This window comes from Candidatus Thermoplasmatota archaeon, assembly GCA_035540375.1.
Classification (GTDB): domain Archaea; phylum Thermoplasmatota; class SW-10-69-26; order JACQPN01; family JAJPHT01; genus DATLGO01.
Map to the genome: position 1 here is coordinate 47,354 of DATLGO010000004.1, position 13,339 is coordinate 60,692.

Consider the following 13,339-nt stretch of genomic DNA (forward strand, 5'->3'; position numbering starts at 1 on the left):
TCGATAACGTCGCCGAACGTCAGGCGACGCCCACAGAGATGGGTCGTCCAGGATTTGGATCTGGCACGTGAACGTGCCTCAGCTTCGGGGCACGTCTTCCCGTGTAGGCGTCGTGTTGTTTCCGAGGAAACGCCACGGCTCCGGTGTTTCGTCGATCCACGCGCACGCGACCTTCACGTCGACAGGGTCGCCCTGAGCGATCTCCCGGCTGGCAAAGACGTAGGGGTCGGCAGCGGCCAGGTGCCCTGGCTTGATGAGGGGACGTGTACCGTGACTTTCGCGAGGCGTAGCGAAACCATTCGGCGTACAGCTCGCGCGAATAGCACAGTAATAGCAACTATAGAGGTGTTCTACGGGGCGACTTGTCCAGCCGCTCTCTCGAACCTCAGCTTCGGTGGCGACTCATCGCGCATCCTCGTCGCGCCCCGGCTCTCAAATGAGTTCCTCGACGCGCTTTTCGAGCGCGGCAATTTTCACGTCGCGCTCTCTTATGAGCCGTTCGTAGTTGGCCCGGTCGAGTGTATCGCGCAGCGTGATGACGTAGCCGTCGCGCATGGGCAGGAGCGCGCCGCGCACGTCGTGGCGCGCGCCGTCGGCTCCCGTGAGCCGGGCTTCGAAGGTTCGGGACTCGCGTTTGCGGCGGGCCTGGGCGAGCACGAGGTCGAGGCTCGAGTTTCCGAGGCTCAGGGCCACGACTTCGGCGAGGTCCCGCCCGATCGCTTCCGCGTCCGATCGGGCGGTGAGGCTCCGGGCGGCCGGATTGAGGAAGGTGACGCGTCCATCCGCGTCGATGCCGATGACGGCTTCGTCGAGCGTGGCGAGGATGGCGCGGTGGCGCTCTTCGGCGCGTGCGAGGGCGACTTCCGCGTGGTGAATGTTGCGGGCGATTTCGAGCGTCGTCTTGAGATCGACTTCCTCGAAGGGCTTGAGGACGTATCCGTAGGGGCGAGCGAGCTTGGCTCGTTCGAGCGTGGCCGCGTCCGAGTGGGCGGTCAGGAAGACGACGGGGACGTCGTGGCCTCGATGGATCTCTCCCGCGGCTTCGATGCCGTCCATGGGGCCCTTGAGTCGGATGTCCATCAAGATGACGTCCGGCTTGTTCTCGGTCGCGGCCGCGATGGCGTCGGGGCCCGTGTCGACGATTCCGGTCACCTCGTAACCGATCCGCGTCAGGGTGTGGGCGAGGTCCTGCGCGATGAGCCCCTCGTCCTCGACGACGAGCACGCGGGGCTTCATCACGATTCCTCCGCTGACGGGGCGGGCATGCGGAGGACGAACCGCGTAGGGTCCCTGGGGCGGATGTCGAGCGTCGCGTCCAATTGGCGGGCGAGCGTGGCCACGACGCGCAAGCCCAGGGTCGTCGTGTGTTCGACGTCCAACCCCACCGGGAGCCCGACCCCGTCGTCCTCGACCGTGAGGAGGAGGGCGCCGGTGTCGTCGGGACCGAACCGAACGAGCACGTGGCCGCGGCGGTTGCCCGGGAAGGCGTGCTTGATGGCGTTGCTGACGAGTTCGTTGACGACGAGCCCGAGGCTCATCGCGGTGTCGACCACGATGGGCTCGCCGGAGGCTTCGATCGTCACGTGCACTTTCCGGTCGCCGACTCCATAGGCCCGCAGGAGCTCCGAGGCGAGTTCCTCGATGTAGGGGCCGAAGGCGATGCGCGCGAACTCCTTCGAGCGGTAGAGCGTCTCGTGGACGAGCGCCATCGATTTCACGCGGTTCCGGCTTTCGGCGAAGGCGGCGCGAGCGGCGGGTTCGTCGATGGTGCCGCTCTGGAGATTGATGAGGCTCGCGATGACCTGCAGGTTGTTCTTGACCCGGTGGTGGATCTCGCTCAGGAGGACTTCCTTCTCGCGGACGCTTTCCTTCAATCGCTCTTCCGCCCGCTTGCGTTCGGTGATGTCGCGGATCGCGCTGCTCACGAGCATGCCTTCCTCCGTCTCGAGGGGGCTGAGGCTGATCTCCACGGGGAACTCGGTTCCGTCCTTGCGCAGACCATGAAGTTCGAGCCCCGCGCCCATCTCGCGCACCCGCGGGTCCGAGAAGAATCCGTCCCGATGGGGGGGATGACGCGCCTTGAAACGATCGGGGATGAGGATCTCCACGGTCTTGCCGAGGATCTCTTCGCGCCCGTATCCGAAAAGGCGCTCGGTCTGCGTGTTCACGAGCACGATCTCGCCGGCCTTGTTGACGATCACGACGGCGTCGGGCGCGGCCTCGAGAAGTCCGCGGAACTTCGCCTCGGCTTGTTTCCGGTCCGACGTGTCGCGGATGGCGGCAAGCGTGACGGTGCGACCCCGGATGTGCAACGGGCTGAGGCTGATCTCGACGGGAAATTCCGTGCCGTCGCCGCGCAAAGCGCGCAGATCCATGCCGCGTCCCATGGATCGCGCCTGCGGCAGCGTCGAGAAGGCGGCGCGATGGGCCCCGTGCCGGGCGCGCAGCCTGGCGGGGACGAGGCTTTCGACCGGGCTGCCCACGAGATCGTCGCTTTGGAACAGCCGCGTGGCCTGCCGATTGGCCTTTTCGATGACACCTCCGCCGTTGACGACGATCATCGCGTCGGGCGCGGCTTCGAGGAAGGCCTCGAAATCAGGACCCAGGTCGGAAGGCATCCGTACCCCTTTCAACCTGGTGTACTTGATAAGTGCTTTGCGGAAGCGGCCCGAAAAGCTCTTGGGCGGCCGGGCTCGAAATGGGGGGAGCGTGCGCGGAATCGTCGCCGACGCGAAAGCCGCGCCCGGTGCGGGCCGCGATCCGGTCGACGGGCCCGTCCGCGCGCTTGCCGTGGCCGGGCCCGGAGCTTCCTCGGCTGCGTGTGTGAGACCGGTTTCGTCGTGCGCGGTCGCGCTCGCCGCATGTGGTTCTCGCGAAAGTGTCCCGTAACGTTGGGCCGGCCGGACTCGCAACCGGATCACACGAGGCTCAGCCGGGTCGCGTGCTCGGTCCCGTCGCCGACCTCGACGCGCAGGCGCCACGTGCCCGCCGTGAGGCTGCGCGTGTCGAGCTCATGGTGCCAGTGGTGACCGATCCACCGCATCGCGGACCCGGGGTGCGACGTCGAGGGCGCGGCCTGCTCGAGCGCGGGAAGCCCGCCATCGAGCTTCGACAGGAACAGCCTGGGCGCGACGGCGGGCGCGACGCCGTCGCAGAGGACCCGGAGCCGCACCGGGATCGTGGAGCCGAGCTCAAAGCGGTGCGAGCCGTCGAGCCGCGCATGGCCGGGGGCCGCGATCGGCGGGAGCGGCGCCGAGACCTCGCATGGGGCCGAGGCGATCGCCGACCCGCAGTCCACCGAGAAGGGCGCGCTCGTGATCGTCCAGATCTCGGGATTCTCGTACGCCGTGACGACGCGCAGCCCGGCGTGGCTCGAAGCGAGCGTGACGGGGCCCGCGAGGACCGCATACGTGCCGTACCCTTCCGGCGTGCCGACGAAGGGAACGGAGGCGAGGACGAGGTCCGGGGAGGCCTCTTCGTAGACGAGTAGGCGCCCCGTTTCCGCGAGGAGGCCTTCGCCGCGGATCCAGAACGCGCACGAAGGGACCGCAGTCGAGGCCGGGGCCTCGGGGGTTTCGTGAACGGTCAGGGACACGAGCACGTCCGCCCCCGCGGTGGGCGTGAGCGCGACGGCGACGACGAGGAAGGCGAGCACAGCGGGGAGCATCCGGGATCGAGCGAGGGCCATGCGGTCGATTGCGGGCGCGCGCGCGAAATAGAGCGTGGTACGCAAAGCGTTGCGACGGACGCGATGCAGCAAGATCGGCGGGCATTCGGTCCCTTCCGCGACCGTGCGCGGGGAGACCGGCTCGGCGACCGATCGTCGTTCCTCGTCGCCGCTCGGCCGCGCCGCGTCGGACACCGAGAGCGACCGACGGCTCGCGCGTCAGATCCGTCGAGAATCATGCCGCGCAAGCGAGGCCGGGTGCCGGTCGCACGAGCCGGTTCAGGGGACGTGGAGCGGTCCACACAATCGCGCGCGCGAGGCCCCGCGCGGGCGAATGCATCGTCGAACGATAGCGGAACCGCGATTTTATGGCGCGCCGACACGCTGCTCGATCGGGAGGCCCAACGTTGCGCCGCGTCGTCATCTCGAGCGTTCTCGCGATCGCCCTTCTCGTTCCAGCCCTCGCCGCCGCCTACGACGGCGACGTGAGGTTCGAGGCCGAGGAGCACGACCGACTGCGCCTCGACGGGAAGGGCCAAAACAATCGCGTGGTTGAGGCCATCGCGGATCGCGGCGCGACGCCCGGCGGCATCCTCCTTCTCGATGACTTCTGGGACACGACGGGAACGGCGCACACGGTGGACATGAAGGCCGTCCCGGGTTTCGTCCTCTCGGGCGCCGACGAGAATTATCAGCCCGGGATCACGACCCGCGGCGACCTCGAGCGGACCTCCGGCGGCATGCTTCCGAAGGCGATCCTTCCCGGCACGGGGATGTTCAACGCCTGGTACGGTCGCTGGGAGGACAAGAACGGGGACGGCATCATCGACGACACCTACGAGGACCGCTCCCCGTTCGACGAATGGTTCCCGATCGAGAGAGCGAACCTCTACTCGTACGTCGTGCCCGGCGCGCACCCGAACCTCTACAGTTCCACGCGGCCCTCGGAAGACGGGCCCGATTTCACGTATGTCTATCGCGGCACCCCTCAGATGTACCGCTCCGCGAGTCACCTCGCGTTCGACCGCATCGTCTTCCTGGATGGATCGCTGTTCACGCACTACGTTGTGGATACGGTCGTGAATCCGCTTCTGGTTCCTTCGCCCGGCAAGCCCTTCACGCCCCAGGCGGATTCGCTCGTCGACATCGACGAGTACCCGGTGGTCGCGCCGGGCCCCGTGGCGCAGCTCTACAAACCTTTCGGGGATGCGATCGTCGCCCCGCTCGGTTCGCCGTCGTTTGCGACCTGCCCCGGGTCGTGCGAATACCCGCCCTTCGCCTTCCCCGCGCCGCTCGATGGGCCCGCCGCTCTCGTGCAGGGGCGCCTCTACGCGCCCTACGAGCAGGAGTCGCGCGCCGCGTCGGACTCCTCGGCCGCGGGCCGCCTCCTGGAATTCCAGACCGATTACCTCGGATGGGTCGACCTCATCCCCGACTACGCGGGCCCGGACCCCCTCGGGTATCTGCCGGTGCACCACGGCCCCGTCCCGGGCCGGTCGGCGGACGGGCGGCCCGCGATGATTCCAGGCCACCTCGGTTTCACGCTGAGGAGCGGCCTGTGGAAGGACCTCAACGAGGACGGTTGGATCGGCGCGGCCGGACCCGACCCGCACCTCGGCGGCAACCGCCCCATCGCGGACGCCTACTTGGACGCGAAGGGGGAATACATTGCGGACTGGCTCGTGAACGCAGCCAACACGCGGCTCATCGGATTGCGCTACCTCACGGTCACGCTGACGCCGACGCCGGACTGGGGCCCGGCGGGCGCCTTCGTCATGATGAACACGTACACGCCGGCCGTCGACGGACAGAGCGTCCTCGTGTGCGGCCTGCAGAACGTCGCGCCCATCGTGTTCAACGGCGCCCCCGACCCGTCGAAGGCGCAATGCGCGGTCGACTACGGAACCGCGAGCGTGAACGATCCGAACGCTCGCCTCCGGCGCGTCACGGGCAACGAGCCCGTCACGCTTTCGCTGCACTCGAAAACGCTCGACCCGGGCTTCTATCAGGCTCTGCAATATCTCTACCTGCCGCAGGGCACGCTCGGTTTCAGCGTCCGCGCGTGCACGGAGGAGGCGTTCGTGAAATACAACTCGGGCGGCCTCGACGTGAACGACCGGGTGTGGGACTGCGACACCCTCGCGCCGCTCGCGGTCGGCTGATTCCAGCGCCCGGCCCGCCGCGCGCGATCCACAAGAGCGAGCGCGCGGGGTGCAGGCCCCGATCGACTGTTCCCGATCCGGGGGGCGAACGCGCGAAGGCGGACCGCGATTTCTACGAGGTTGTCACGCACGCGCCCGAGGGGCCCTTCGCCGACGTGCTCGCGAGCGTCGGGTGGACCGTGGCCGTCGGCCCGGTCGAGGTGGCCGTCACGCGGACGCCTGCCGGCACGGGCGAGGCTTCGGGAAGCGCCGCTGACGGCGCGTCCGTCGCCTACGCGCTCGAGGCGAACGCGCTCGCGCCGAGCGCGCTCAAGGGGCTGCCGCGGTTCTGGCACGTGACGCCCGGCGGGACCGCGCACGTGGATTACAGCGTCGACGCCGCGGTGCTCGCGGGCGAGGCCGTCTGCGATCTGAAGGCGGGCTCCATGGCCGCAAGCGCCGTCGGCGGCGCGTGCGGCACGGGCGACGCGACGGTGGGCCTCATCGTTCCGTCGACAGCCTGGAAGGCGCAACGATATTACTTCCCGGGAATCCATGCGGCTTGATCCGGGAGATCCTCGCGCTCACACGCGCACGAACGGCACCGCGAACTCCGCAACGACCGGAAAATGGTCGCTCGGGAACGTCTCCGCGGGCGTCTCGCGGATCACGCGGTATGCGAGCGTGCGCACCGCGGGTCGCACGAGGACCCAGTCGACGCGGATGAACGCGTGCTCCTTGAAGTGGTGGAACGTGCCCGCGTACCACGGGTCGCGCTCCTCTGCGAGCCGGAGCGCGTCCGTGAAGCGCGGCTCCTCGCCCGTGAGGATGCGATGGGGCTTCGCCCAGGCGGGGCTGTTGAAGTCGCCCGCGAGGATCGTGGGCTCGCCCGGCGTGGCGTCGCCGAGGCGCTCGTGCAGGAGGCGCGCCGTTTTCGTGCGCGACGTCGGCACGAGGTGGTCGAGGTGCACGTTGGCGATGCGGAAGCGCGCGCCCGTCGCGCGATCCTCGAGGCGCGCCCACGTCACGATGCGGGGCACGTCGTTGCCCCACGTGAGCGTGCTCGGATCGTCCGGCGTCACGCCGAGCCAGAACTGGCCGTGAGCCTCGAGCGAAAACCGGCGCGTGTCGAACGCGACGGGACACCCTTCGCCGTCAAATCCGCCTTGCCGGTCGCGGCCCACGATCCAATGATCCGGTAGGTTCTCGACGAGGTCGCTCGTCTGGCCAGGCGTCGCCTCCTGAAGGCAGAGGATGTCGGGGGCGACGGCGTCGACCGCGAGGCGCGCCATCTCGCGACGCTCTTCCCACGGATGCTCGATCGCCTCCTCGCAAGGCGTGTCGTGGAGGATGTTCCAGGTCATGAGGCGAAGTCGCGCGCCCACGCTCGTTCGAGGCCGGACAACCGCATGGGGGTTCTGGTCGTCTCGCCGGTCGCGAGCGCCGTCGAGTCCCCGCGGGGCGTCGGCCAAGCCATTTCTATACGGAAGGGGAGATCACCGCGCGGGAACCTCCCCGCGCGGCGGACGTTCGTCGTTCAGGCGCGGCGGCGGAGCACGATGACTGCGGCGATGGCGCCGAGGCCGACGAGCGCGAGCGAGCCGAGCTCCGGCGTCGGGAACGGGGGCGCGTTCGCCGGAAGGCCGAGGTACGTCCGCGCGAGCGTGCAGTCGCCCGAGGCCTGGCCGGTCACGACCGTGATCGCCGACCCGGCGGGCGAGTTGGCGACGTTCTTGACGAGGAGCGCGAGCCGGTCGCCCGGCACGACGTCGAAGGCGCCCGTGACCGTGACCGTGCCGGTCGCGCGCGTGGCGGCGCTCGCGGCCACGGTGGCGCTGCCGAGGGACGTGAACGTGCCGTCGTAGCGGCCGACCTGCACTTCGTAGGTGCCGGTGTAGCCCTCGCTAAGCTGGATGGAGTAGCCCCAGACCGTGTTCGTGCCGAACGTGAACGTCTCGGTCGCCGCGACGTCGCTCGTGAAGAGGTGGCTTGCGCCCTCGGCGAGGACGACGGTGCCCGAGGGAGCGCAGGCGTTCTCCGTCAGGCCGCCGGCGGAGGCGTACCACGAGGGGCTCGCGGTGGCCGTCGAGCGGCAGAGCATCACGTCGTCGAGGAGCAGACCCATGTTGTCGCCGCCGATGCCTTCGAAGGAGAGGCGGGCGCTCTGGTCGGCGGGGACCGCGATCTCGCGGTGGTACTTCTTGAAGAGAGCGGCGCCCGGGAGCGTGATCGTCTCGGTGAAGAGCGTGCCGAAGGTGATCGTGACGGAGTCGCTCGCGGTGTTGCGGGCGTTGCCCGATAGCTCGAACTCGACGACGTAGGTTCCGGTCGTGAGCGCGAAGGCCGCCTTCGAGGTGATCTTTCCTGCGTTGCTCGTGGAACCGTCCATGTCGAGGTAACGGCCGTGTCCGGGTCGGATGTCGTGGGCGCCGCCCGCGCCGATGACGTCGATCGTTCCGTCCGAGATCGTCCAGTGCGCGAGGGTCGCCTTGTTGAGGCCGAGAGCTTCCGCGTCGAAGGTGTCTTCGAAGATGGGGGAGCAGTGGGCGACGTCGAGCGCGCCCGCGCTCGCAAGGGGGGTCGCCATGATCATGAGTAGAGGAATCGCCAGCAGCGCCAACCGCGTGGACATGAGCCCCGGGAGTCGGGCCCTTGGACATGAGGGGGCGGAAGGCCTTCTCGCGAACATATCCATCGAGGTCCGCTCTTGAGCCATCCTCCATTCGATGTCGGCGTGGGGGGCGGGCGGCATCTTCAAGGCCGCGGGGCGTCCCTCCTTCGGCGATGGGCGAGGCCCTGAAATTCTTCTTCGACCGGCTCCGCGTGGAGCGGATTGCCGACGAGTTTGCGCGCGCGTGGCCCGCCTTCCCTCGCGAAACCTTCAGGGCCGACGCCTCGACAGGCCTCGACGGGCTCGAGCTGCTCGACCGCGCTCGCCACATCGCGGAGGCGCTCGCGCGGGCCTTGCCCCCGGCGTACGAGGAGGCCCTTCCGATCGTCCTGGCATCGCTCGGGGCCCCGCTCGCCGATCCGATGGGCCAGGGTATGGAGGCCTTCCATCATCACCCGCACGCGGTCTTTGTCGAGCGGCGCGGCCTCGGCCACCCGGAACCCTCGCTCGCGGCGATGCGCGAAATCACGCGGCGGTCCAGCTGCGAGTTCGCAATCCGCCCCTTCATCGAGCGTTACCCGGCCCTCACGCTCCCGACGCTCGAACGGTGGACGCGAGACCCTGACGAGCGCGTGCGGCGACTCGTGTCTGAAGGGACGCGGCCGCGTCTCCCTTGGGCGGCGCGCCTCGCGCCATTCCAGGCGGATCCGTCGCCGGTGCTCGCGCTCCTCGAGAAGCTGAAGGACGATCCGAGCGCCTACGTGCGCCGCTCCGTAGCCAACAACCTGAATGACGTCGCGAAGGACCATCCCGAGGTCGCGCTCGCGGTGACCGCGCGCTGGCTCGACGAGGCGCCGCCCGAGCGCCGGAGGCTTGTTCTCCACGCCCTCCGAGGCCTCGTGCGCGCGGGCCACCCGGAGGCGATCCGCCTCGCGGGGGGCGAGGGCGGCGACGCGATTGAGGTTTCCGGGACTCTCGACCCGCCGCGCCCTCGCATCGGGAGCGACCTCCGGTTCGCGATCGTGCTCACGAACAAGGGGGCCGAGACGACCGCCGTTCTCGCGCTCCGCGTCCGTTTCCCGAAATCCCGCGGACATCGGGGAACGACGAAAACTTTCAAGCTGCCCACGAAACGCCTCGCGGCCGGCGGGACGGCGAAATTCTCGAAAACGGTGTCCTTCGCGCCCCGGACCACGCGACGCCATCGACCCGGTCTCCACGAGGTCGACCTGGTGGTGAACGGCGTCGCGCGACCGTTCGGCGCGTTCGAGCTTCTCGCGTGAGGACCGACCGACCTGAGCCGCCCGCGAGCGGCGTTCTTGCCGAGCGTCTTGCGACCCGGCGCAGGGTGCGCCGCTCGCGCGCTTTCGCGGAGCCGGAATTTGAACCATCGACCGCGGGGATCCGTTCCGGCGCTTCCTGGCGGCCTGGGGGGCCGATCCTAGAGGAAACCTCTCGATCAGCGCACCGACGGTGTTCAGATATGTTCGGGGCGTATCCGCGCTTGGAGGCCCCCGCCATGACCCGTCGGATGACGCGCCAGCCCCTGATCGCCCTCGCGACCGCCCTTCTCGCTCTCACCGTGCATGCTCCCGCCGCCGAAGCGGCCGCAACCGAAGGATGGTATCTCTACCCGAACCTCGTCCTCAGCCGGACGGCCCCCGTCGGGGCGAGCGGGTGGCACGACATCGGCAATGGCGCCACCGCGATCTTCCAGGGCGACGTGTCCATCGCGACGTGGAACCTTTCGGGCGCTTGGCCCTACTCGATCAAGGTGAAGGGCCAGGGCAACGCCGACGCGTTCGACATCCAGATCGGCAAGATCAACACGACGGGCGCCTTCAAGGCCGCTGCGCCCCCGATCCCCCTTGCGACCGGGAACGGACCTCAGACGATCGTGACCGGGTCGGTCCAGGTCTCGAACTTCGTCATCGAGGAGGGCGAGCGCCTCGCGCTTCGCATCTACAACACGCCCGCGACGAAGGGCGGCGGCAACTCGGTGAACCTCCAGGTCGCCGTCAACGACCCGGCCTCCGGGGTCACGGCCCCGTCCCAGATGCCGACCCAGCCCGTGCCCGAGCTTCCGACGCTCGCGCTCGCCACGGTCGGCCTCGTCGGGCTCGGCCTCGTCGCCTGGCGCCGCCGCTGAACCGTCGAACCAGGATCCAGGTCCGCGCGGACCCTCGGCCGACTCCACGCGTCCGAGGGCGCGCGGCCCGATGGCAGCGACGCCTTGAGTCCGCATCGAGGTTCGACAGGGCGGCCTGTCGGGACGTCGCGGAGCGCCCACCGGCTTCGGGACGAACGGGACCGCTTCACGTCGTCGGTCGCACGTTGCGATTGGCGCGGAAGAGGTTCGACGGATCGTAGGCCCGCTTCACGCGGGCAAGCCGCGGGAGATTCGCCCCATAGGTCCCCCGCAGCCGGTCCTCCCCGTCGTCGGCCGTCTGGAAGTTGACGTAGTTGCCGCTCGAGTAGGCCCGGAACCGCGCCCACGCCTCCCGCACCCACGCGACGTGCATCGCGGCGTCCGGGTCGTCGGGCGCCCACATGCCGGTGACCCCCATGATGTAGAGAGTGCGGCGGTTGCCGACCGCGCCGTCATCGTCGGCCCGCTCGTTCAAGGCGCCTTCGACGTGGAGGAAGCCCACCTCGGCCTCGGGGATGGGATTCTCCTGCGACAACGCCGCGACGACGTCGACAAGAGCATCGGGGATCGACGCCACGTGCTCGGATTTCCAGTAGTAGTGCATCCCGTGCGGCTCGGCCCCATCGATGAAGCCTTGCTGCTCCGCGTAGGGTCGCGCCGCGACGGCGTCGACGATCGGCTCGCCGATCGCCTCGAGGAGCGGGTCCAGTTCGCGACGCGCGTCGTCGAGGGGGCCGCTGTGGCAGACGAGCGCGAGGGCGACGCGTCGATGATGCCACGCTTCGGGAATGAACGGCGCCGGAGGCGCGCGACGGATGCTCAGGAACACCGTGAGGTGGCGAGGCGCCGAGGCCGTGAATTCCCGGTAGGCCGTGAAGATGCGGCGCGCCTCCTCGACCGATTCGGCGGGCCACGCGATCGCCCCGCCGGTGATCATGGGACCGACGGGATGGAGGCGGAAGGTGAACTCGGTCACGACGCCGAAGTTGCCTCCGCCGCCGCGCACGGCCCAGAAGAGATCGGGATGCGCGTCGTGGTTCGCGCGCAGGATCCGGCCGTCGGCCGTCACGATCTCGACCTCGAGGAGGTTGTCCACAGCCCATCCGAAGCGACGCGCGAGGTAGCCGAAACCCCCGCCGAGGGTAAGGCCCCCCACGCCCGTGTCGGAGACGAAACCGAGGACGGTCGCAAGGCCGTGCTTCTGCGTCTCGCGGTCGACGTCCTGAAGGAGCGCGCCGCCCCCGACGCGGGCCGTCTTCGTCCCGGGATCGACCGCGACGGTCCGCATCCCTGAGAGGTCGATGACGAGCGCGTCGTCGGCGACGGCAAGCCCGGCGATGTGGTGACCGCCGCCCTTCACGGTGACGAGGAGACCCTGCTTGCGCGCGAACGACACGAGCGTCGCGACGTCGCGCGCGTGCCGTGGACGCGCCACGAGGGCGGGGCTGCGCCGGATCATGCCGTTCCAAAGGCGCGTGGCCTTTACGAACTCCGGATCCGCCGGCCGAAGAAGCGGCCCCTCGAGTGTCTCCTCGAGGCGCGCAAGGTCGCGCTCGGGGACGCGGCGGGTGCCTCCTTCGAGGGCTGCGAGCGTGAGGGTCCGGGAGTTCTCGGCGTGGCGGAACAGGTTCTCACCGAGAGGTCATGGCCGTCCACGGACCTTGGATGCTTGTCGCCGATGCGTCGACTGCGGGGCGGGTCGCGCGCTCCCATGGCCCGGCGGTCGTGGCCAGGACGACGGATCGGACATTTGAAGCGCCACCGCCCCTCATCCGTGCCATGGACCGGCTGGACGCGGCGATCCTGCGCGAGATGTACCGCGGCCGCGTCCTCCTTTGGGGCGGCGGCGATCCGCGCCTGGCCACCCCGGACCTCGCGCGCCGCCTGGGCGTCGACCGGTCGACCGTCTGGTCGCGCCTCAAGGCCTGGCGCGAGGCAGGCTTCCTCGTGCGCCAGGAGGTCGTCCCAAATCCATCGCTCTTCGGCGCCGGCCTTGCCGGAGGCGACGTCCGGGTGGACGACCCGCGACGCAAGGGCGAAGTCCTCGAGGCGCTCGCGCTCGTGGACGGCGTTCTCGCCGGCGTCGACCAGGTGGGCCCCTATGTCCTCCTCCTTTACGCGCAGGAAAGCGAGGCCGCGCTCGGACGATGCACCCGCCTCGTCGGAAAGCTTCCGGGCGTCGACGCCGTCTCCCTGTGCATCCCCTTCGAGCCGCCCGCGAGCGCGCTCGCGCCCACCGCGGCCGACTGGCGCATCCTCGCGTCGCTCCGCACGCACGCGGAGGCCTCGCTCGCGGACGTCGCCAGGACCGCAGGCGTCAGTCGTCGGACGCTGGACCGCCGCTACCGTGAGCTTCTCGCGTCGCGCGCGATCTGGACGTTCCCGGTCCTCGATTTCACGCGGTACCGCGGCGCCGTCCTCGCGCGCTTCGTCGTCCTCCTCGAAAACGCGGCGACGACGCCGGGTTTCCTGAACAGGTGCCGGCGGGAGCTGCCTTCGCTCGTCTGGTGGGACGCGATGCTCGAGGCCTCGCCGAGGCAGGCGCTCGCCCACCCGTGGGTCGACCTCTACTGTCACCTCGAGGCGGTCGCCGACGTGGAGGCGCTCACGCTGAGCCTTCTTGCGGCCCCGGGAGTCCGGGCCGTCGAGACCTATTTCCCGAAGGCGTGGTTCGTCGTCCCGTCGTGGTTCGACGAGCGCATCGCGAAGATGACGGGTGCCGCTCCCGCGAGGCGAGGGCGGCGTTGAGGCGCGGCGCGGCCGCAGCGCCT

At 69.5% G+C, this 13,339-nt stretch carries 11 protein-coding genes; 5 read left to right on the plus strand and 6 right to left on the minus strand.

The features are described from left to right. Positions 1–432 precede the first annotated feature (432 nt). From VM889_00340 to VM889_00350, 3 genes are all read right to left on the minus strand, one after another. On the minus strand, positions 433–1,236 hold the full coding sequence (locus VM889_00340; GenBank protein HVL46985.1) for a response regulator: 804 nt from the start codon (positions 1,234–1,236) through the stop codon (positions 433–435). Beyond that, positions 1,236–2,618 (minus strand): PAS domain S-box protein, encoded by a 1,383-nt coding sequence (locus VM889_00345; protein ID HVL46986.1) that lies wholly within the window; start codon positions 2,616–2,618, stop codon positions 1,236–1,238. The genes VM889_00340 and VM889_00345 overlap by 1 nt, the downstream gene beginning before the upstream one ends. A 299-nt stretch (positions 2,619–2,917) precedes the next feature. Beyond that, entirely contained in the window at positions 2,918–3,733 is an 816-nt protein-coding gene (locus tag VM889_00350; GenBank protein HVL46987.1) for a hypothetical protein, read from the minus strand. 341 nt (positions 3,734–4,074) lie between these two features. Between VM889_00350 and VM889_00355 the strand changes: the two genes are divergently transcribed. Both VM889_00355 and VM889_00360 read left to right on the plus strand, forming a co-directional pair. After that, positions 4,075–5,829: a hypothetical protein gene (locus VM889_00355; GenBank protein HVL46988.1), complete on the plus strand. Its 1,755-nt coding sequence runs from the start codon at positions 4,075–4,077 to the stop codon at positions 5,827–5,829. Continuing rightward, the gene (locus VM889_00360; protein ID HVL46989.1) at positions 5,790–6,374 is read left to right on the plus strand and encodes a hypothetical protein; all 585 of its coding nucleotides are present in this window, start codon (positions 5,790–5,792) and stop codon (positions 6,372–6,374) included. The genes VM889_00355 and VM889_00360 overlap by 40 nt, the downstream gene beginning before the upstream one ends. An 18-nt stretch (positions 6,375–6,392) precedes the next feature. Here the strand turns inward: VM889_00360 and VM889_00365 are convergent, their stop codons facing one another. Next, complete coding sequence (locus VM889_00365) at positions 6,393–7,193, minus strand: endonuclease/exonuclease/phosphatase family protein (GenBank protein ID HVL46990.1); 801 nt, start codon at positions 7,191–7,193, stop codon at positions 6,393–6,395. A 152-nt stretch (positions 7,194–7,345) separates the two neighbouring features. Beyond that, the gene (locus VM889_00370) at positions 7,346–8,401 is read right to left on the minus strand and encodes a hypothetical protein (GenBank protein HVL46991.1); all 1,056 of its coding nucleotides are present in this window, start codon (positions 8,399–8,401) and stop codon (positions 7,346–7,348) included. A 191-nt stretch (positions 8,402–8,592) separates the two neighbouring features. Here VM889_00370 and VM889_00375 point away from each other — a divergent pair, with 191 nt between their 5' ends. Both VM889_00375 and VM889_00380 read left to right on the plus strand, forming a co-directional pair. Next, complete coding sequence (locus VM889_00375) at positions 8,593–9,702, plus strand: DNA alkylation repair protein (protein ID HVL46992.1); 1,110 nt, start codon at positions 8,593–8,595, stop codon at positions 9,700–9,702. 236 nt (positions 9,703–9,938) lie between these two features. Next, on the plus strand, positions 9,939–10,568 hold the full coding sequence (locus VM889_00380) for a hypothetical protein (GenBank protein ID HVL46993.1): 630 nt from the start codon (positions 9,939–9,941) through the stop codon (positions 10,566–10,568). A gap of 166 nt (positions 10,569–10,734) precedes the next feature. Here the strand turns inward: VM889_00380 and VM889_00385 are convergent, their stop codons facing one another. Beyond that, on the minus strand, positions 10,735–12,027 hold the full coding sequence (locus tag VM889_00385; protein HVL46994.1) for an FAD-binding oxidoreductase: 1,293 nt from the start codon (positions 12,025–12,027) through the stop codon (positions 10,735–10,737). A 320-nt stretch (positions 12,028–12,347) separates the two neighbouring features. On the opposite strand from VM889_00385, the gene VM889_00390 reads away from it, so the two are divergent. Continuing rightward, positions 12,348–13,316: a winged helix-turn-helix transcriptional regulator gene (locus tag VM889_00390; protein HVL46995.1), complete on the plus strand. Its 969-nt coding sequence runs from the start codon at positions 12,348–12,350 to the stop codon at positions 13,314–13,316. The last annotated feature ends 23 nt before the right edge of the window (positions 13,317–13,339 follow it).